This window comes from Mesorhizobium sp. M1C.F.Ca.ET.210.01.1.1 (assembly GCF_004791585.1).
GTDB lineage: Bacteria > Pseudomonadota > Alphaproteobacteria > Rhizobiales > Rhizobiaceae > Mesorhizobium.
In genome coordinates, this window is the sequence record NZ_SRUU01000021.1 from 78,110 (window position 1) to 96,179 (window position 18,070).

The 18,070-nt window shown below is 65.2% G+C and carries 19 protein-coding genes and 1 pseudogene; 10 read left to right on the forward strand and 10 right to left on the reverse strand.

Annotated features, from left to right (window positions below):
* Positions 1 to 5 precede the first annotated feature (5 nt).
* From EN853_RS34695 to EN853_RS22260, 8 genes are all read right to left on the reverse strand, one after another.
* Positions 6 to 245 (reverse strand): GDCCVxC domain-containing (seleno)protein, encoded by a 240-nt coding sequence (locus tag EN853_RS34695; RefSeq protein ID WP_127861451.1) that lies wholly within the window; start codon positions 243 to 245, stop codon positions 6 to 8.
* 252 nt (positions 246 to 497) lie between these two features.
* A complete protein-coding gene (locus tag EN853_RS22230) occupies positions 498 to 1,055 on the reverse strand; it encodes a hypothetical protein (protein WP_127861450.1) in 558 nt (185 codons plus the stop codon).
* Positions 1,052 to 1,843 (reverse strand): DsbA family protein, encoded by a 792-nt coding sequence (locus tag EN853_RS22235; RefSeq protein ID WP_127861449.1) that lies wholly within the window; start codon positions 1,841 to 1,843, stop codon positions 1,052 to 1,054. Before EN853_RS22235 ends, EN853_RS22230 begins: the two co-directional genes overlap by 4 nt.
* Positions 1,844 to 1,875: 32 nt before the next feature.
* Positions 1,876 to 2,565 carry an SCO family protein gene (locus tag EN853_RS22240; RefSeq protein ID WP_127861448.1) on the reverse strand — a complete coding sequence of 230 codons (690 nt, stop codon included), beginning with the start codon at positions 2,563 to 2,565 and terminating at the stop codon, positions 1,876 to 1,878.
* A 173-nt stretch (positions 2,566 to 2,738) separates the two neighbouring features.
* The gene (locus tag EN853_RS22245; RefSeq protein ID WP_245517143.1) at positions 2,739 to 3,281 is read right to left on the reverse strand and encodes a TlpA disulfide reductase family protein; all 543 of its coding nucleotides are present in this window, start codon (positions 3,279 to 3,281) and stop codon (positions 2,739 to 2,741) included.
* Positions 3,278 to 3,718: a DUF411 domain-containing protein gene (locus EN853_RS22250; RefSeq protein ID WP_127861447.1), complete on the reverse strand. Its 441-nt coding sequence runs from the start codon at positions 3,716 to 3,718 to the stop codon at positions 3,278 to 3,280. Before EN853_RS22250 ends, EN853_RS22245 begins: the two co-directional genes overlap by 4 nt.
* A 35-nt stretch (positions 3,719 to 3,753) precedes the next feature.
* A complete protein-coding gene (locus tag EN853_RS22255) occupies positions 3,754 to 5,190 on the reverse strand; it encodes a multicopper oxidase family protein (protein ID WP_245517144.1) in 1,437 nt (478 codons plus the stop codon).
* 137 nt (positions 5,191 to 5,327) lie between these two features.
* The gene (locus tag EN853_RS22260) at positions 5,328 to 5,711 is read right to left on the reverse strand and encodes a hypothetical protein (RefSeq protein ID WP_127861446.1); all 384 of its coding nucleotides are present in this window, start codon (positions 5,709 to 5,711) and stop codon (positions 5,328 to 5,330) included.
* A gap of 118 nt (positions 5,712 to 5,829) precedes the next feature.
* On the opposite strand from EN853_RS22260, the pseudogene EN853_RS22265 reads away from it, so the two are divergent.
* The 5 genes and pseudogenes from EN853_RS22265 to EN853_RS22280 all read left to right on the forward strand — a co-directional run.
* Positions 5,830 to 6,100 (forward strand): annotated as a pseudogene (locus tag EN853_RS22265) (multicopper oxidase domain-containing protein); the annotation flags it as partial.
* A gap of 96 nt (positions 6,101 to 6,196) precedes the next feature.
* Positions 6,197 to 6,355 carry a hypothetical protein gene (locus EN853_RS34095; RefSeq protein ID WP_167524563.1) on the forward strand — a complete coding sequence of 53 codons (159 nt, stop codon included), beginning with the start codon at positions 6,197 to 6,199 and terminating at the stop codon, positions 6,353 to 6,355.
* Positions 6,356 to 6,639: 284 nt separating this feature from the next.
* A complete protein-coding gene (locus EN853_RS22270) occupies positions 6,640 to 7,707 on the forward strand; it encodes a type III polyketide synthase (protein WP_127861445.1) in 1,068 nt (355 codons plus the stop codon).
* Entirely contained in the window at positions 7,704 to 8,420 is a 717-nt protein-coding gene (locus EN853_RS22275) for a methyltransferase domain-containing protein (RefSeq protein ID WP_127861444.1), read from the forward strand. Before EN853_RS22270 ends, EN853_RS22275 begins: the two co-directional genes overlap by 4 nt.
* Positions 8,417 to 9,673, forward strand: a complete 1,257-nt coding sequence (locus EN853_RS22280) for an FAD-dependent oxidoreductase (protein WP_127861443.1) — start codon at positions 8,417 to 8,419, stop codon at positions 9,671 to 9,673. The genes EN853_RS22275 and EN853_RS22280 overlap by 4 nt, the downstream gene beginning before the upstream one ends.
* A gap of 94 nt (positions 9,674 to 9,767) precedes the next feature.
* Here EN853_RS22280 and EN853_RS22285 read toward each other — a convergent pair whose 3' ends face one another.
* Positions 9,768 to 10,580: a methyltransferase domain-containing protein gene (locus tag EN853_RS22285; protein WP_127861442.1), complete on the reverse strand. Its 813-nt coding sequence runs from the start codon at positions 10,578 to 10,580 to the stop codon at positions 9,768 to 9,770.
* 267 nt (positions 10,581 to 10,847) lie between these two features.
* Between EN853_RS22285 and EN853_RS22290 the strand changes: the two genes are divergently transcribed.
* From EN853_RS22290 to EN853_RS22300, 3 genes are all read left to right on the forward strand, one after another.
* Positions 10,848 to 11,327: a DUF2231 domain-containing protein gene (locus EN853_RS22290; RefSeq protein WP_167524564.1), complete on the forward strand. Its 480-nt coding sequence runs from the start codon at positions 10,848 to 10,850 to the stop codon at positions 11,325 to 11,327.
* Between the two features lie 603 nt (positions 11,328 to 11,930).
* A complete protein-coding gene (locus tag EN853_RS22295; RefSeq protein WP_245517146.1) occupies positions 11,931 to 13,490 on the forward strand; it encodes a tlde1 domain-containing protein in 1,560 nt (519 codons plus the stop codon).
* Between the two features lie 293 nt (positions 13,491 to 13,783).
* Positions 13,784 to 15,025 (forward strand): glycosyltransferase, encoded by a 1,242-nt coding sequence (locus tag EN853_RS22300; RefSeq protein ID WP_127861440.1) that lies wholly within the window; start codon positions 13,784 to 13,786, stop codon positions 15,023 to 15,025.
* Between the two features lie 3 nt (positions 15,026 to 15,028).
* Here EN853_RS22300 and EN853_RS22305 read toward each other — a convergent pair whose 3' ends face one another.
* On the reverse strand, positions 15,029 to 15,784 hold the full coding sequence (locus EN853_RS22305) for a DUF4239 domain-containing protein (protein WP_127861439.1): 756 nt from the start codon (positions 15,782 to 15,784) through the stop codon (positions 15,029 to 15,031).
* A 300-nt stretch (positions 15,785 to 16,084) separates the two neighbouring features.
* On the opposite strand from EN853_RS22305, the gene EN853_RS22310 reads away from it, so the two are divergent.
* Together EN853_RS22310 and EN853_RS22315 are read left to right on the forward strand one after the other, a co-directional pair.
* Positions 16,085 to 16,870, forward strand: a complete 786-nt coding sequence (locus EN853_RS22310; protein ID WP_127861438.1) for a ThuA domain-containing protein — start codon at positions 16,085 to 16,087, stop codon at positions 16,868 to 16,870.
* Positions 16,871 to 16,955: 85 nt separating this feature from the next.
* A complete protein-coding gene (locus EN853_RS22315) occupies positions 16,956 to 18,014 on the forward strand; it encodes a Gfo/Idh/MocA family oxidoreductase (protein ID WP_127861437.1) in 1,059 nt (352 codons plus the stop codon).
* Positions 18,015 to 18,070 lie beyond the last annotated feature (56 nt).

The following is an 18,070-nucleotide window of genomic DNA, read 5'->3' on the forward strand; positions in this document are numbered from 1 at the left end:
TTTCGCTAGCCGTGACGATCTCTGTCGCCGCAACACGCGGACTGTCGTCCCGCGCGGGCCTCCTGAATCGGCGGGCACGGAACGTCTCCATAGGAGCAGAACACGCAGCAATCTCCCGTCTTCGGTCGAAGCAACGTCCCGCACTCCCGGCATTCGTAGAAGAAGAGGCAAGCGTCGGCCGGCATCGTCTCGAGAGCCTGATGTCCGCAAAGGGGACAGGTGAGGGTGGAAGTGAGCAGTGTCATCAGCTCCGCTTTGCCAATCCGGTCAGGTCCTTAGATACTTGGCGGGCGCCGCGATCGCGAGCACGAGCGCAACAAACGCCAGGATCCAGATGACGGCCATGCCGCCCATCGTCCATATGCCGCCCATCATGGCAATCATCCTCCATCGCGAAAGCCTGACTTCGCCGGCGCATGTCGGCGACTGCAAGGTAACCTAGCTCATCGCGTCAGGACGACCAGGATGCAGGTGCAGGCCGAAGCCCCTGTCTGCTCCTACATACCTCCGCCACAGCCGTCCGAAAGGTCCCACACGTCAACGATCTGCTCCCCGGTGAAGCGGTGCTCGTGGATCAGGTATTTCGCCAGTCCGCCATATACCTTCCAGCGCCAGCAGGGACAGCAGCAGGGACCTTTCTCCTCGGAATTGGCCATCGCGTAGTCATAGGCCTTCTGCTCGTCTCCGGTGAGCTTGAGATCGTAATACGGCATCATCTGCTGCGCGGTCGCCACCGCAATGTCATACGGATCGCCGGGGATCATCGGGATGGCGCGGTACTTGGCGAGCCCTTGCACCTGCTCGCCATAGCGCTTCAGTTGCATCGGACTGCAGCATGAGCCCTTGATGCGAGCCGTCGCCGGCATGGTCGCGATCGAATCCGTGAATTTTGCCGAGCAGGTGCTGTTGCCGCTCTCGCTGAGCTCTTTGAAGCGCCTTGCCAGTTCCGAATCCTCGGCGGCGCCGGCCGCCTCCGGCAGCTCGAAAAGTCCTGCGGCCGCGGCGACGCCGAATACGCTTAGAACAATCGTGCGCCGGTTTGGGATGTCGGTCATTTGGCGGCCCTCGCTTGATTGACGAATGTCTTCAGTGTCGCAAGATCGGTCGCGCCGGGATAAATCTGGTCGCCGGCGACGAAGCCCGGCGTCCCCGTGATCCGCAGCGCCTGGGCCAGCTCCGTGTTGCGGTCGATCAATGCCTGGATGTCCGGCTGCCGCATGTCAGCCTTCATGCGTTCGACGTCCAGCCCGGCCTCGGCGGCGGTCTTGAGCACGACCGCCTCGGTCACTCTTGTCTTTGTCGCATAGAGCGCCTTGTGAAACGCAGCGTATTTGCCCTGCTTGTCGGCGGCGAGCGCGGCCTTGGCCGCGAACACGGAATCGGGGCCGAGGATGGGAAATTCCTTGTAGACGATTTTGAGCTGCGGATCGTCGGCTACGGCCTGTTCCATGATCGGCGCCATCATTCGGCAATAGGGGCAATTATAGTCGAAGAACTCGACCAGGGTGACATTGCCTTGCGCATTGCCGCCGACGGGGCTCTGTTTGTCGTGGAAGATGTCGGCCGCTCGCGCCTTGAGCGCCTTCCTGGCCTCGGCCGCCTCCGCTTGACGCTGGCGCTCGTCGAGGCTCTGCAGCGCCTGCATGAGAACCTCCGGGTGCGCCAGAATGTAGTCGTGTATCCGTTGGTCGAGCTGGTCCTGGGACATTTCGCCGGCTGCAAATGCCGGTCCCCGCGCGCCCAGAAGGACTGGATTGAGCAGGAACCATCCCGCCAGGCCGGCGAGCAGGATGGTGCGAAAGATACTTCCGAAGAATCGGCTCGTGTACGTCCTGGTGAACATGTGTTTCCCTTTCCTTTTCGAAAGCGGCTGCCTCACAGCAGGTTCTTCAGTTTCGCCAGCCAGCCTTCGTGCTGCTCATGGTGCTGGCGCTCGACATTGTTGGTAAGCGCGTTGACGAAGGTGACGAGGTTGATGGGCTGGAAGTTCAGGCCGTGGAAGTTCGCCCGCCAGCGACCCTCCTTGTCGATCACATGGGTGACGATGCCGTGCATCTGGTAGCCGTCGTCGGTGAGGGTGAACTTGTGGCCGAAGGCTTCCGCCATTTTGCGGGTCGTATCCTCCGGCTGGTCCGGGGCGGTGGTCAGGAACAGCCAGTTGGCCGGGTCCAGTCCGTGCGTCGGCCCGTATGCCTTGAGCGCATCGGGCGTGTCTTTCCGCGGGTCGGTGGTTATGCTGACGAAGACGACCCGATCCTTCATCGGTGTCGAGTTCACCATCTTCTGGACCTCGGCGACCGTTTCGGCATGCAGCGGGCAAACGTCCGGGCATGAGGTGTAGATGAAATGGAGCACGACGACCTTGCCGGCGAGATCGGCCGGCCGCACCACGCGCCCGTCGGCGGCGCGCAGCGTGAAGTCGGGCAGCGGCTTGTCGATCTGCTGGAAATACTTTTCGTCGCTCCGCAGCATCGCATCAACCTCATCCAGCGAATGCGCCCTTGCGCCATGCGCGAAGCCGACGGCCAGCGCCGTCAGAGCGAACAGGCCGCACAGCAGACGCATCCACTGGTCCCGAACCAACGAAACACACCGCGCCGCCGGCTGGCTTTGCACCGGGGAAAGCATCAACCACTGCCTTTCATGTCGGCGGATAGCGCTTTCGGATTGTCGGCGCCTTCCCTCGCGGAATCGTCCCCGGCCTGGGTCAACTCTCTCTTTGTCATGTCATTTCCTTCTCATTTGGCGGCGATGCGGCCGCGGATGAAGTCGACCATGTCGGGGGCATCCCATTCGGCCGGTCCGATCAGCCGGCCGATCTCCTTGCCTTGCCGGTCGATCAGCAGCGTCATCGGCAGGCCGACGGCGCCAAGCGTGAACATCGCCTGGGCAGAGGTGTCGATGTTGAGGGCTAGGTGCGTGACGCCGGTCTCGGCGAAGAATTTCTTCACGGCGTCGGGGCCTTTGCGGTCCATCGACAGGGCGACGACCTCGAAGTCCGGCCCGCCGAGCTCGGCCTGCAGGCGGTCGAGCGTCGGCATTTCCTGGCGGCAGGGCGCGCACCAGGTCGCCCAGATGTTGAGCAGCACCACCTTGCCGGAATAGGCGGCCAGTGTCTTCGGCTGGCCGGCAGCGTCCGCGAAGCCGATCTCCGGTCTGCGGCGGGTGTGTCGGGAACGGCGAAGTTCTGCGGCGCCTCTGCCGCCGCTGTGGGCAGCAAGGCCGCAAGCAGCATTGCCGAAAGGGCCACGGCCAGTTTGCCTGCGGTCATGGACGCTCACTCCTTCGCATAGACGGTCGGCGCCTTGCCGTCCTTGGTGAAGGCATAGACGGTCCAGGTTTCCGTCTTTTCGCCGCCCATGCCAGGGGCACCCGCCGGCATGCCGGCCAGTGTGATGCCCGTGATGGCAGGCCGTTCGGTCAAGAGCTTCTTGACGATATCGACAGGCACCAGGCCGTCGACGACATAGCCGTCGACCATGATCGTGTGGCAGCCTTCGAGGTCGGCGGGCACGCCGGCATCGCTGCTGATCTGGGAGAGATTGTTGACCGGCTTGATGTCGACCTTGAAGCCGTTCTGTTCGAGATACGCGGCATAGGCCTCGCAGCAACTGCATTGCGGGTTCTTGTACATCACCGCCTCGATCGTCGCGGCGAGTGCCGGCAGCGGCGTTGCGATTGCAAGGCCGAGGGCGGTCAGTGCGTAGGTCAGTTTCATTTTGCAGTTCTCCTTGGTTGATGGGTTGGATCGGATCAGGTCACCCGGAACACGGTCATCAAACCGGCCATCTGGTGGTCGGCGACATGGCAGTGCAGCATCCAGTCGCCGGGATTGTCGGCGACGAAGGCGCATTCGATCACGTCCCTGGGGGCTAGAAGCACCGTGTCTTGCCATTGCCGGTGCGGCACCGGCGAGCCGTTGCGCGAAAGTACGGAGAGGCTAAAGCCATGAACGTGCATGGGGTGCCACCAGGCGGTTTCGTTGCGCATGGTGAGATGGCAAGAGGCGCCCCGCTCAAGCGTGAACTGCGGCGCCATGCCGGCATGACCGTCGCCGGTCATCGACATGCCGTTGATCGCCCAGGCAGCGCCGCCGTTCATGCCGGGCATCCCCATGCCCGTCATGCCGCCGACTCCGGCAAGCTTGCCGCCGCCCATCATGCCGCCCTGCAGCACGATCTCCTGGCGCACGGCGTTCGCCAGGTCGGGCTCGGGCAGCGAATTGCGCGGCAGGGCCTGTGGCGCGTCAAGCGGATGCGCCCGCAGCGGAGGCGCCTTGTCGTAGGCGAGCGTGGTTAGCCGGTAGGCGAGGCCGTCGTAAAAGTCGTCGATCACGTCATGCCGGCTGCCGGGATCGCCCTGCATGTCGAGCGCGATGTCGATGCGCATGGCGGGCGCCAGCACCAGGCGGCCATCTTCAGGCTCGTGCGCGTCGCAGGGCTGGCCGTCGATCGCCAGGACGATCGGCCGGTGGCCTTCGAAGCGGAGCGCCATCATGCGGGCAAGCGAGGCATTGGCGAGCCGCAGCCTGAGGCGCTCGCCGGCCCGCACGGTTTGGCCGCCTTGCGCCTGCCCGTTGACGGTCACCAGATTGCCGACCCGCCCGGACATCGAGGCATCCATCATGCTGCCGAAGCCTCCGGCGATCCGGCCGTCTTTGGTGAGCCGCCAGTCCTGCAGCAACCACAAGAGATCGCGGTCGACTGCGACCGGCTCGGCCTCCTCGATGATCAGCGGGCCGGCCAACCCGCGGCCGATCTGCACCAGGCTGTCGGCATGCGGGTGATACCAGAAGGTGCCGGCATCCGGCGGCGTGAACTCGTAGACGAAGCTTTCGCCAGGTCTGATGGGCGGCTGCGTCAGGCCCGGCACGCCATCCATGGCGTTCGGCAAGCGGATTCCGTGCCAGTGGACGGTGGTGCCCTCATCCAGCCCGTTCTCGACGGTAATGCGAACCGGCTGACCTTGCCTGAGCCGCAACGCCGGGCCGGGGACAGTGCCATTGTAAGTCCAGACGGCGGTAGGCGGGCCGTCGGCGCCACTGAACCGGGTTTCGCCCGGCGCGACCTTGATTTGGCGTTCGTCGATGGCGGAGGCGACGGCTGTGCGCATCGACGCGGATATGGCGGCGCCCGCCACTGCGGCGAGAAATCCGCGGCGCGACGCGGTGTAACGGAAATCGTAATTCACCCTTCAAACCCTTTGCGACCTCGATCGATGGCGAGCGGCTCGACATCGACCCGGATTGCCATGCGCGCCCACGGCGCAACGGTGCGCGCGCAGGCGGTCAGGCGCCGGGCATCAGCCGTGTTGCGGCTGAAACGGCGTCAGGCGCTGGGTCTGGGAGGGTATGGATCGGGCAGAGAACTTCGCCCGTGCAGGAACGGGGTGGGCAAGGCCGATGGATGCTGCACCAAGGCGACCGGCGTCACCCCGAAATCCTGCGGCAGCACAGCGAGCGCTGGCGCGATGCAGACCGGCGGGCACTGCATCGGGCTGCCTTTGTCGCCCTTGTCCTTGAGGCAGGCGTTGCAATCGCCCTTCATGTCTGACTCGGCCATTTTGCCCATGCCCGTATCGGCGGGCATGGCCATGGCGCCCGTCATGCGGACCGACATGGTGCTGGCCTGTACGGCGGACAAACTGAACCCGGCGGTCAGGAAGACCGCGAACAGCATGACCAGAAGATGTTTTGGCGAAAGCCGAGCCATCATTGCGTCAGGCTGATCGCAAAGCGCGGCTTTTGCAAGCCCCCAAGCCGGTGATTGCCCACTGCTGCGACATCAAGACCGTCTCGCCATTGTCAGGCGGCAATTTGCCCTCGGCGAATGGATCACCAACAACGGCTTCATCCACCCGATGCACATCCATGGCGGCCCGTTCGAGGTCGTCGCGCGCGACGGCGAGACGATTTCCCCATCGGCCCGCTTCCTTGCGGACACGGTCAATGTCGGACCTGGCCAGCGCTATGATGTCGTCTGGAAGGGCACAGCGTCCCGGCAAATGGCTCATCCACTGCCACATCCCGCATCACACCACGAACACCAATGTCGAGGAGAAGGGCGGCGGCGGACTGATGGTGGTCATCGATGTCACATGATCGCGGCAGGACACTCGGCATTCCCCAATTGAGCAACGCGCCTTGAGTTCGGAACCCTTGCCGCTCTCGCAGGGTTTATAGGCGAGGCGAACTGCCATGGAAGACAAACCGCCTGCCGAAAACCCGGGAAGGACCCTAGCCATCGTGCTGGCGCTCTGTCTCATCCTCATCGCCTTGTTCTTCATCGGCTTCAGATATTCGGAGCGCGATCAGGGAGTCCTGATTGTGCCCGGAACGGCGCAGGGCAGCAAGTGATCGGCCCGAGGCCCTTGCCCGACAGGCCGAAGCTTCGAGCCAGCTCCCATGCCCTTTGCGGCACGGCGCGTCTTCCGCTTGCGGAAGGGACTGTAACACTTTGATTTTGCGCCTGATCCTTTGCGAAGTTCTTGATCTGGAATCATACGCTTGGAAGAAACGGGTTTTCTGAAACGTTTATTGAACAGGCAACGCTCAACGCCTGGCGCTGACATCGGCGTCTATGAGCAAGGAACCCCTCCGGCAGCCGCGCGCACCGTGCCCGACGCCCAGGGAGACAGAACATGCCCGCCAACGCCTATATCAACCGGATCGCGACAGCGGTTCCGGAGCACGAAGTCCATCAGTTCTTTCTGCGCTATGCCGCCTCCATGCTCGCCGCCGATCGCAGGAGGATATTCGAACGCATGGCCGGCCTCGCCGGCATCGAGCGTCGCTTCTCCTGCTTCGCGCCCGCCCTCGACCCCGAAGGGCCGTCGGTCGACCTTGCCGGAACCTTCAGGCGCGGCGCGTTCCCCGGAACGGCCGCCAGAATGGCGATGTTCGGCGAGGCCGCGCCCGTCCTGGCGCAAAACGGCGTCGACGGGCTTCACCTCGGCGACGAGGCGTCGCGCATCACCCATCTCATCGTCACCTCTTGCACCGGTTTCTCGGCGCCCGGCATCGACCTCGACCTGGTTCGGCGTTGCGGCCTGCCGGACGGCATCGAACGCACGATGATCGGCTTCATGGGCTGCTATGCGGCGGTCAACGGCCTCAAGCTTGCCCGCCACATCGTCCGCTCGGATCCGCGGGCGAGGGTGCTGCTGGTCAACATCGAGGTTTGCACCCTGCACATCAGGGAGACCAGCGAACTGGAAAAACTCTTGTCCTTCTGCCTCTGGGGTGATGGGTGCGCGGCAAGCCTCGTCACCGCCGAGCCGCCCGGCATCGAGCTCGACTCCTTCTGTTGCACCGTCGCTGACGAGCGACGGGAATTGATGACCTGGGATATCCGCGACCACGGCTTCGACATGTTTCTTTCCGGCCAGGTGCCGGCGGCGGTCCAGCAGGCGCTGCGCAACAACCAGGACGCCCTCCTCGGCGGACGGGCGCCGGAGGCGATCGACCTCTGGGTCGTGCATCCCGGCGGCCGCACCATTCTCGACGCCGTCGAGAGGGCGCTCGACCTCGAGCCCGCGGCGCTTGAAGCCTCGCGCGAGGTGCTGCGCCGATACGGCAACATGTCGTCGCCGACCGTCATGTTCGTGATGGAAAAGATGCTGAAGAAGCCCGGCGGGCTGCTCGGTTGCGGCATGTCGTTCGGACCGGGGCTGACGGCCGAGACCATGCTGTTCAGGACCGTCGCATGAGCGCGCTCGCCCAGCGCAGCCTCGTCCCGGAAATCCTGGACGGGCTCCCGGCCGACGATGCGCGGGCGCTTGCCTCGCGCCGCGACCTGCGGCGCATCAATGCGCTGATGTTCCAGGCGCCGATCATGGCCTCGCTCATGAGGAAATTTCTGCCGAAGCCGCCCGGCAGCATTCTGGAGATCGGCGCCGGCGACGGCACCTTCATGCTGAAAGTGGCCCGGCGCATGGCAAGCGACTGGCGCGAGGTGGACCTGACGATGCTCGATCGCGCCGCTCTTGTCACGCCAAGGCTCGCGGCGGATTTCGCCGGGCTCGGATGGACGCTTGAAACCATCACCGCCGACGTCTTCGATTGGGCAGAGGAGGCTCAGGGCAGGCGCTTCGATGCGATCGCGGTCAACCTTTTCCTGCATCATTTCGATGACGCCGGGCTGCTCCGCCTGTTTTCGCTTTTGCAGTGCATGGCTCCGCTTATCCTGGCGACGGAACCGCTGCGCGCGGGCCTGGCGCTGGCTGCGACCGGTCTTCTCGCCGTGATCGGCGCCAACGGCGTCACCAGGCATGACGCCGCCCAGAGCGTGCGCGCCGGCTTCCGCGACAGCGAGCTTTCCCACCTCTGGAGCGCCGCCGGCGGCAGCCCGCTGGAGGAGCGGCGCGCCGGGCCATTCTCTCATGTCTTCGCCGGCGCGGCGCCGGCCGCGGATGCGTCATGAGGCGGCCATCCACCCACGATGCCATCGTCATCGGCGCCGGCCCGGCGGGCGCGTCGACGGCGCTGGCGCTCGCGCGGCGCGGCTGGGTCGTCGCGATCGTGGAGAAGAGCGCGTTTCCGCGCCGCAAGGTGTGCGGCGAATACATCTCAGCAAGCAATCTGGCGCTTATCGACCGGCTGGGGATCGGCGATTCCTGGCGCGCCGAGGCCGGTCCCGAAATCCGCCGGGTCGGTCTCTTCTGCGGCGACAGCTCAATCGAAGCGCCGATGCCGGGCGTGCGATCCGAGCCTGCCGCAAGAGACGGCTTCGGCCGCGCGCTCGGCCGCGACATATTGGATAGCTTGCTGCTCGATGCGGCCCGCTCGGCCGGGGCAGAAGTCTTCCAACCCTGCCGCGCCGTCGCCATCGAACGCGATGGCAGCCGCCAGGTGGTGCGGATTGAAAATGAGAAGTCCCGCGACGAGGCGATGTTGCTGGCGCCGGTGATCGTTGCCGCGCACGGTTCGTGGGAGCCGGGGCCGCTGCCCAGCCAGCTTGAGAAGCAAAGCCGGCCCTCGGACCTGCTCGGCTTCAAGGCGCATTTCACCGGGTCGTCGCTGCCGCCGGACCTGATGCCGCTGCTGACGTTTCCTGGCGGCTATGGCGGCATGGTCATGGCTGACCATGGCCGCATGTCGATCTCGTGCTGCATAAGGCGCGACATGCTCGTCCGGCTGCGCGGCAGCCTTGCCCGCGAGCGCGGCGGCCATGTCTCGGCGGCCGAAGCCGTCGAGCATCATATCATGGCGACATGCAGGGGCGCGCGGGCGGCCCTGCAGCAGGCCTGCCTCGACGGTCCATGGCTTGCCGCCGGCCCGATCCGGCCAGGCATTCGCGCCGGCTACGAAAAGGACATCTTCCGAGTTGGCAATGCCGCCGGCGAGTCGCATCCGATCATCGCCGAGGGCATATCGATGGCGCTTCAGTCCGGCTGGCTCCTGGCGCTTGAACTCGGCGCCGCGACGGGCGGGCAGGGGCAACGCGAGGCGGCTGGCGGGCGCTATGGGGCGGCCTGGCGGGGACTGTTCTCGACGCGGGTCCTTGCCGCTGAAGCCATCGCCAGCATCGCCCTTGGCCCGGGTGGCGCCGCGCTTATGGAAACGGTTGTCCGCAATTTTCCGCCGGCGCTGACCTTGGGCGCGCGGCTCAGCGGCAAGACGAAGCCGGTCCCCGGTTTGGCCGATGCGCGCCTGGCGCGAAGCCGAACTGCCTAAAACCTGTCTCCCGAAAGTGGGAACCGGTTTCGGGACGAAGACATGCGCAAAATCAAAAACCTAAAGCGCACGGAGCGAAAGATCACGGCACGCCTTAGGCCACAGCCACGATGACATGCGCCTGAATCTTGGCGGCAACCTCGCCGCTGCCGTGCCTGTCCGCGATCGCCGAGGCGGCGTAGTCGGTCGCGGCTTGCAGTTTTCCTGCGTCCCTGGCCTCGATTTCGTTGCGAAGCAGCGTTCCCTGACAATAGGCGACGGCCGGAACGCGCGGCGAGGAAGCGCGGCTTTGCTCGGCTCGCGTTTCGATCGCCACGTCGGAGAAACCGGCGCGCTCCAAATCGCTGCGGATCAGGTCCTTGTCGTGGTAGCCGTGCGGCGTGCGCGCCAGGAAGCGCGGCGGATCGTTCGGGAAAGTCCTTGCCAGCGCATTCGTCACGTCATCAGCGAATATATTCTCCTCGATGCGATCCCATACGCTGAACAGGAACCGTCCTCCGGGCTTCAGCACGCGCCTCGCCTCGCGGTAGGCGGCCGGGCGGTCGGGAAAGAACATCGCGCCGAACTGGCAGCAAACGAGATCGAAGGCCGCGTCCCCGAACGGCAGCGCCAGGGCATCCGCCTGGCGCCATTGGATGCGGCTGTCGGGTCCTTGCCGCGAAGCGGCGTAGTCGAGCATCGGCTGGTTGAGGTCGGTAACGACATAGCTTGCGGCGGAAGACAGCTTTGGCGCCAAAGCGCGGGTGACGACGCCGGTGCCCGCGGCGGTCTCCAGGACGGCGCCGGGCGAGAACGCCGCCGCTCGCCGCGCAAGATCAGTGGCGTAGGGCGCGAAAATCAACGGCACCATATGGCGGTCGTAGTTTTCCGGAATCGAGCCGGCGAATACCTTGTCCGTTTCCAGCATCGCGATCACCCGCCGTTCGTTCGATGGTTCGCAAGACTAGCACATAAATGTTTGTTTTGGCTCGGTTTCGGCCGAGATCCGTGCAACAGCATATGGGGTTATGTCGGCCGTTGCTGTCGCGCGTTGAAGCGCCCGCACACCGGCCGAGCTTGTGGAACATTCCGGACGCATCCGAGTTCGATTGATATCCGGCTTTTTGCCGCCAGCCGGTGATTAGTTGTGATGTGGCCCGAGGCGGCGCTCGCCACGCCTGCGGGAGGCATTACGATGACGCACGACACGATCACCCACAATCCGCACAGCACCGCAAGCATTGCCGGCCATCCTGTCCATGCAATGCTGATACCGTTCCCGATCGCCTTCTTCGTCGCGACCTTTGTGTGCGACCTTGTCTTCTGGCGAACCGGCAATCCGGGCTGGGTCACCGCTTCGCTCTGGCTGCTGGGGGCCGGTCTGGTCATGGCTGCGCTGGCCGCTCTCGCCGGCCTGACCGATGTGTTGGGCGATACCCGGATCCGCAACCTTCGGGACGCGTGGCTTCACGCCGGCGGCAACCTCATTGTCGTCCTGATCGAGCTCTACAACTGGTACTCGCGCTATGCCCAGGGAGAGGCGGCGGTGGTGCCGGTCGGCCTGGTCCTGTCGCTGATCGTGGTCCTCATCCTTCTGTTCACCGGCTGGAAGGGCTGGGGCATGGTCTACCGGCATCATGTCGGCGTCGCCGACGGATCCGACGAAACGCGCTGAACACCGCGAGCATAGTCAGGGCCTGGCCACGAGCCGGTGAGTATCCGCCAGGCGACAGTACAAGTGTTTCGTCATCGCCTCCGCCCCGGCGCCGGTAACTTTTTTGGGGAAAATCCGTCCCGGCAATATCATTCGACCGCCTTGCCTGCTGGCCCACTATATCTTTGGCCGGCTTGTTCCAGCGCCTCGCCGCGCGGTCGCATTTTAACCCTAATCGCTCCCTACGCGGCCAAAGTTGCCGCGGTTCCAGTCATCACGGTTTCTTGACAGGGGCTGGAAAAACGGGCAGCAAAGCGGGTGAGGGAGAGCATTTTACCGTGGCGGAGACCGTGGAAGGCTCTTTTTTCGTATGGACCGTCGCCACAATGGCGATTGGTGGAGGGATTGGTTAACCATCTTTGTCCATCTTTTGAATCAATCGGCAACAGACGCGTGAAGGTGCAGGGGGCACCAGGCGAACTGTGATCGTGACGGGTGCCAGGTCCGCAAACCGGCATGCCGATTGAGAGTGGTCGTATGGCGTTTTTGCGTTTGAAGAACCGGGGTGACGCTCCTGAAGAGGGGGTAACTTCGAAGAAATCTGGTGGTCATCGTTGGGTTGTGGTGCCCGCTGTCGGCGCCGCGCTCGCCCTTTGGTCGGTGGCGACCATGGCCGGGCTCTATTCGGTCAGCACCTCGCTCACCGCCGCCTCCAACGGATTGCCGCAGAGCCTGGTCGCGCCGCGCAACATCGCGCTCGCCGACCAGCGCCGCCGGCTTGCCAACGCCTGGGCGCCGCGCCTTGCTGCGACCGGCGGCTACAAGACCGGATCGCTCACCGGCGGCTGCGATGCCGGCTGTGTCGGTCTTGCCACCAGCTTCGCGCCCTCGGCTGTAACCCATGACGGCAAGGCGGCGCGCCTGAAGCCGGCGACACCGGATAGCGTCGCTTTTGAAAAGATCAAGGTTGCGCGTGAGGAGGTCGTTCTGGAGGCTTCCGCCGCGGATGTCGCCGACCGCTTCGACAGCGTCGTCAAGCGCGCCGGGCTGTCGCCGCAGAAACTCGCCGATGCCTTCCATCGTGCGGAGAACGCGCCTTTCCTCCTTGCGAGCTTGCCGGCGGCGAGCCGCTTCGGCGGCGCCGCCAAGACCGATCCGAGCGGTCCGGCCGAGGCACGCTTCGGCTCAAGCCAGGTCGACGTCAAGCGTGCGTCCGAACTTGCGCTGGCGCTCGCCAATGTCATGCCCGAAGAGACGGTCGACGTGCCGACCGCTGTCGCGCTCGCCAACAGCGAGGCGCCCGATCTTTCGGCAGGTGCTCCCGACGACGGACAAGCCGAGGTGCAGGTCGCCTCGCTGCCGCCGCAGGATGGTTTGCCCGACAGCATCGTCGTCCCGGGCTTGAGGCCGCGCACCACGCTCGAGCGCGCGACTGAGGCACCCGACCAGAATGCCGAGCGCAAGCCCGAGCCTGCCAAGCCGCAGGCAAGCCAGGCGGCCAGGCCCCAGCCAGCCAGGCCGGAACCTGCCAAGCCGCAGCCGGCCGCCGTCGATACCGCGGAAGGCCAGCAGTCGCCGCGCTCGCTGAGAAGTTCCGACCAGACGCTCCCGGGCGTGCAGGGATCGAAGCCGATCAATGCCGCGCCGGCCAGGCGCGGCAAGGCGCAGCCTTCCGAGATGCTCGCCTACGCCAAGCCGGACACGCCTGAGCGCGGCGGCCTCGGCAGGGCTTTCGGGAGCTTGTTCAATTCGCCTTCGACGGGCAATGGCGTCGCCGTCTACGACATCTCGGCGGCGACGGTCTACATGCCCGACGGCTCGAAGCTCGAGGCGCATTCGGGGTACGGCTCGATGGTCGACCAGCCGCGCTTCGTCAACCGCAAGAATGTTGGCCCGACACCGCCCGACACCTACAATCTGTCGATGCGTGAATCGCGCTTCCACGGCGTCGAGGCGATCCGGCTGACGCCGACCAGCGGCAGCAACAAATATAACCGCAACGGCCTGCTCGCCCACACCTACATGCTGCGCGGCGGCCGCGCCGAATCCAACGGCTGCGTCGTCTTCAAGGACTACCAGCGCTTCCTGTCCGCCTATAAGAAAGGCAAGATCAAGCGCCTCGTCGTTGTGCCGCGCTTGACCAGATCGCCCACCCAGGTCGCCCAGGAAGGGCGCCAGGGCTGATCCAAGTCCATTGTGCCGGCAGCAGCTTTGCTGCCGGTAACCTGCCTTCGATCCCTGACGTTTACGACCCTTGCCGCCATCGGCGCGCAGGATGCGCGACGCGCACGCTCGATGCCCCTGCCACGTTGCTTGCAGGCGAGGCAGCGGCCGATTCCATTGCGTTGCGGACGAGGTAACGGAAAGCTCTCCCTCCCAGAAAGCATATATGGCGCACCCCGGACTTGCGGCAAGACCCCGGCCATGGCGTATGAACGCTGCCCTCGACCTGAACCTAGGAAAAGGGAAGCTTCCAGATGCGGATTTTGTTGTCGACTTACGGCTCGCGTGGCGATGTCGAACCGGTGGTGGCGCTTGGCGCGCGGCTGCAGGCACTCGGCGCCGAGGTGCGGGTGAGCGTCCCCGGCGATGAGGAGTTCGCCGCGCTCTGCGGTCGCGCCGGCGTGCCGCTGGTGCCGGCCTTCTCGCCGGTGCGTGAATGGGTGAAGGAGATGATCCGGCGCCGGACATCGTCGCCGCCCGAAGGCGTGGCCGCGCTCATTTCCGGCCAAGCGGCCGAGATCGTCGCCAGGCAATACGATGTGCTGGCCGCGGCTGCCGAAGGCTGCGATGCCGTGGTGGCGTGCGGACTGTTTCCGTCCTGCGCGGCCGCGCGGCTGGTCGCGGAGCAACACGGCATGCGCTACATCCTTGGCACCTTCTGCCCCATCTGGCTGCCATCGCAACATCAGCGGCCGCACGAATATCCGGGACATCCGCTTCCAGCCGGGGTGAGCGACAACCGGCTGCTGTGGCAGACGGATATCGCGACCAAGAATGCGCTGTTCGGCGAGGCGATCAACAGCCACCGCGCATCGCTCGGCTTGCCCGCGGTGGAGAATGTTCGCGACCATGTTTTCGGCGATCCTGTCCTGCTTGCCTGCGACCCGGTGCTGGGGCCGTGGCTGCCTTCGGACCTGACCGACGCCTTGCAGACCGGCGCCTGGATATTGGCCGACGAGCGGCCGCTCGCCGCCCGGCTGGAAGCGTTCCTCCAGGCCGGCCCCCCGCCGGTCTATGTCGGCTTCGGCTCCATTGCGGTCGCGAGCGAGGCCGGCCGCACGGCTATCGAGGCGATCCGCGCCTTGGGCCGGCGCACCGTCATCGCGCATGGCTGGGCCGAGCTCGGCCCGATCGACGATGGCGACGACTGCTTTGCTGTCGGCGATGTAAACCAGCAAGCGCTGTTCCGGCGTGTGTGCACCGTCATGCATCACGGCGGCGCCGGCACGATACTTGCCGCCGCGCGGGCAGGGGCGCCGCAGGTGGTGGTGCCGCAGATCGGGGATCAGCCCTATTGGGCGCGGCGCGTGGCCGAGCTCGGCATCGGTGCCGCGCATGACGGAGCGATGCCGAGCTCGCAGTCATTGTCGGCGGCGCTTGCGACGGCGCCGGCTCCCGAATCCCGCGTCCGGGCTGGCGCGGTCGCTCAGTTGATCCGCGCCGACGGCGCCGATGTGGCCGCCAGGCTGCTGGTCGAGGCGTTGAGCCGCCGGTGACTTTCACTGCGTCAGTTCCGCCAGCGCCCTTTTCAGGGGCGCCGGCGAGACCTGGATCGGGCCCGAGAAGGGCGAATCCATGTCCACGATCAGATAGATTGCCGCCGCCACCAGCGCGCCCGAGACGACGAACGTGCCGACGATGGTGGCATTGCGCGGCGCGCGGAAGCCGAAGCTGGCGAAGATCAGCATCAGCCATGCCACGAGCAGGGCGATCAGCGGCGAGGGGATGACGCCTTCGGATTGTTCGACCAGCACCCAGCGCTGCTCGATCACCTTCTGCAACTGCTGGGTGGCGCTTTGCAGCACCGCCGCATGCCTGGCCTCGGGCGGGGCCAGGGCCGCCAACTGGTCGCCGACCTGGTTGAGCAGCAGTTCCGAGAGCTGATTGGCGACCGCCGGCGACTTCTGGCTGGCCGAGGTGGCCTCGACGACGCGCTGCAGATAGGCCGCGAGCGAGGCGCGGGCACTGTCCGTCTCCGGCCCATACTGCCTGAGCGATCGGTCGAGGATGATCAATTGCGTCGCGAAATTGTGGACGTTGTGGTCGATGGTTTCGAATGTGTTCTTCGCTGAGTTGACCATCAGGCCGAGCACCAGGGACGACATCACCACGAAGAGGTTCGCGGCAAGCCTGACCACGGCGCTGGTGTCGTCCTGGCGGTGGTGGCTGGGAAATTGCTCATAGACCATCAGGCTGACCAGCGCGGCACCAGTCAGACAAGCAAAGATTGCTGCGCCTACAAGCACTTCGCCCATGGCCGGTATTGTAGCCGAGGCATGGCGATTGCCAATCGGTTGCGGCGGTTGAATCAACATGGGAGCATAAGGGCGTATGTTATTGTTCTGGAAGGAGACTTCGGGCTGGCGGGGTCTCTGGCGCTGTCCACCGCAGCTTCGTCATATCAGGGCGGAGCAACGCGAAGCGGAGCGCAGACTCTGGGATGGCGAAGACGCCGGCGTTTGCAACCGATCGTCGAAAACCGCTTCCAATACCAACCGAAGGCGCTATCTATGGCGCGGGGCGGCTCCACCCTCACAATCATTCACGAGGACACCATGACAATTCGCGCTGTCGTCTGGGGCGAGAACATCCATGAGCGGACCAACGAAGTGGTCGCCGGCATCTATCCGGAAGGGATGCATACGACCATCGCCAACGCGCTGAACGCCGACAAGGCGATCTCCGCCTCGACCGCGACGCTGGAGCAGCCCGAGCACGGCCTGCCGGAATCCCGCCTCGCCGAGACCGACGTGCTCGTCTGGTGGGGCCACAAGGACCACGGCGCGGTCGCCGACGAGGTGGTCGAGCGCGTCGCCCGCCGGGTCTGGGAAGGCATGGGGCTGATCATCCTTCATTCCGGCCATTTCTCGAAGATCTTCAAGCGGCTGATGGGCACGCCCTGCACGCTGAAATGGCGCGAGGCCGGCGAGCGCGAGCGGCTCTGGGTGACCAGCCCCAGCCATCCGATCGCCGAAGGCATCGGCGACTATTTCGAGCTCGAGAACGAGGAGATGTATGGCGAGCAGTTCGCCGTGCCGGAACCGCTGGAGACGGTGTTCATTTCCTGGTTCCAGGGTGGCGAGGTGTTCCGCTCGGGGCTGACCTACCGGCGCGGCGCCGGCAATGTCTTTTACTTCCGCCCCGGGCACGAAACCTATCCGACCTATCACGACGCCACCGTGCACAAGGTGCTGCGCAACGCGGTCAAGTGGGCGCATAACCCGCGGGGGTCGAAGCCGGCGATCCTCAACGCGCCGAACGTGCCCGTCGAGAAGGCGCTGGAGCCGATCGTCGAGCGCGGCGGCAAGCTGCACGCGGCCGGCGAGGCCGGCTTCCGCTAAAGCATTCGGGAATTGCGCGAAGACAACGCTTGGGCCAGATTGCGCCATATCACTTGAATCGAACCAATCCGCTTGGAGAAGCATAATGCGGCTTTTGATACTCGGTACCGGCTGGATGGCGCAGGAGCACGCCCGCCGCTTCAGCGCCATCGAGGGCGTCGACATCGTCGGCGCCGTAGATGTCGATCCGGCGCGCGTCGGCGAATATGCCGATGCCTACAAGATCCCGAAGCGCTTCACCTCGCTGGAGGCGGCGCTCGACTGGGGCGATTTCGATGCGGTCGCCAATGTCACGCCGGACCGCATCCATCATCCGACCACGATGGCGCTGATTGCCGCCGGCAAGCCGGTGCTATGCGAGAAGCCGCTGGCCGAGAATTTCGGCAAGGCGAACGAAATGGCCGATGCCGCGGAGGCCGCTGGCGTCGTCAACATGGTCAACCTGACCTATCGCAATGTCGCGCCGCTGCAGAAGGCACGCCAGATGGTGCAGGCCGGCGAGATCGGCACGGTACGCCATGTCGAGGCGTCCTATCTGCAGAGCTGGCTGGTGTCGAAATTCTGGGGCGACTGGCGCACCGACCCGAAATGGCTGTGGCGGCTGTCGCGCGGCCACGGCTCCAACGGCGTGCTCGGCGATGTCGGCATCCACATCCTCGATTTCGCGAGCTATGGCGCGGCCCTCGACATCGATCATGTCTTCTGCCGGCTGCGCGCTTTCGACAAGGCGCCGGAAAATCGCATCGGCGACTACGGCCTCGACGCCAATGACAGCTTCGCCATGACGCTGGACTTCGCCAACGGCGCCTTCGGCGTCGTGCATGCCAGCCGCTGGGCGACCGGCCATCTCAACGAGCTTCGCCTGCGCATCTATGGCGACAAGGGCGGCATCGAGGTGGTGCACAATCTCGAAGGCTCGCTGCTGAAGGCCTGCGTTGGCGAGAATGTCGAAAATGCGAAGTGGGAAGTGTTGGATGCCGGCACCGTGCTGACCAACTACCAGCGCTTCGTCGAGGCCGTCGGCAGCGGCGTCCAGACCGAGCCGAACTTCCGCCACGCCGCGGGCCTGCAGAAGGTGCTGGATCTGGCGGTGGTGTCGGACGAGAAGCGCGCCGAGTTGAGGGCCAACGCCGACACGCAGTGAGGACCAGTTCGACCTCCACAAAATTCTTTCAATCATTTCTTGAAGTGCCGACCGCG

Coding starts and splice junctions, on each gene's coding strand:
- EN853_RS34695 (WP_127861451.1), bottom strand. CDS start 245: ATGACACTGCTCACTTCCACCCTCACCTGTCCCCTTTGCGGACATCAG.
- EN853_RS22230 (WP_127861450.1), bottom strand. CDS start 1,055: ATGACCGACATCCCAAACCGGCGCACGATTGTTCTAAGCGTATTCGGC.
- EN853_RS22235 (WP_127861449.1), bottom strand. CDS start 1,843: ATGTTCACCAGGACGTACACGAGCCGATTCTTCGGAAGTATCTTTCGC.
- EN853_RS22240 (WP_127861448.1), bottom strand. CDS start 2,565: ATGCGTCTGCTGTGCGGCCTGTTCGCTCTGACGGCGCTGGCCGTCGGC.
- EN853_RS22250 (WP_127861447.1), bottom strand. CDS start 3,718: ATGAAACTGACCTACGCACTGACCGCCCTCGGCCTTGCAATCGCAACG.
- EN853_RS22260 (WP_127861446.1), bottom strand. CDS start 5,711: ATGGCTCGGCTTTCGCCAAAACATCTTCTGGTCATGCTGTTCGCGGTC.
- EN853_RS34095 (WP_167524563.1), top strand. CDS start 6,197: ATGGAAGACAAACCGCCTGCCGAAAACCCGGGAAGGACCCTAGCCATC.
- EN853_RS22270 (WP_127861445.1), top strand. CDS start 6,640: ATGCCCGCCAACGCCTATATCAACCGGATCGCGACAGCGGTTCCGGAG.
- EN853_RS22275 (WP_127861444.1), top strand. CDS start 7,704: ATGAGCGCGCTCGCCCAGCGCAGCCTCGTCCCGGAAATCCTGGACGGG.
- EN853_RS22280 (WP_127861443.1), top strand. CDS start 8,417: ATGAGGCGGCCATCCACCCACGATGCCATCGTCATCGGCGCCGGCCCG.
- EN853_RS22285 (WP_127861442.1), bottom strand. CDS start 10,580: ATGCTGGAAACGGACAAGGTATTCGCCGGCTCGATTCCGGAAAACTAC.
- EN853_RS22290 (WP_167524564.1), top strand. CDS start 10,848: ATGACGCACGACACGATCACCCACAATCCGCACAGCACCGCAAGCATT.
- EN853_RS22300 (WP_127861440.1), top strand. CDS start 13,784: ATGCGGATTTTGTTGTCGACTTACGGCTCGCGTGGCGATGTCGAACCG.
- EN853_RS22305 (WP_127861439.1), bottom strand. CDS start 15,784: ATGGGCGAAGTGCTTGTAGGCGCAGCAATCTTTGCTTGTCTGACTGGT.
- EN853_RS22310 (WP_127861438.1), top strand. CDS start 16,085: ATGACAATTCGCGCTGTCGTCTGGGGCGAGAACATCCATGAGCGGACC.
- EN853_RS22315 (WP_127861437.1), top strand. CDS start 16,956: ATGCGGCTTTTGATACTCGGTACCGGCTGGATGGCGCAGGAGCACGCC.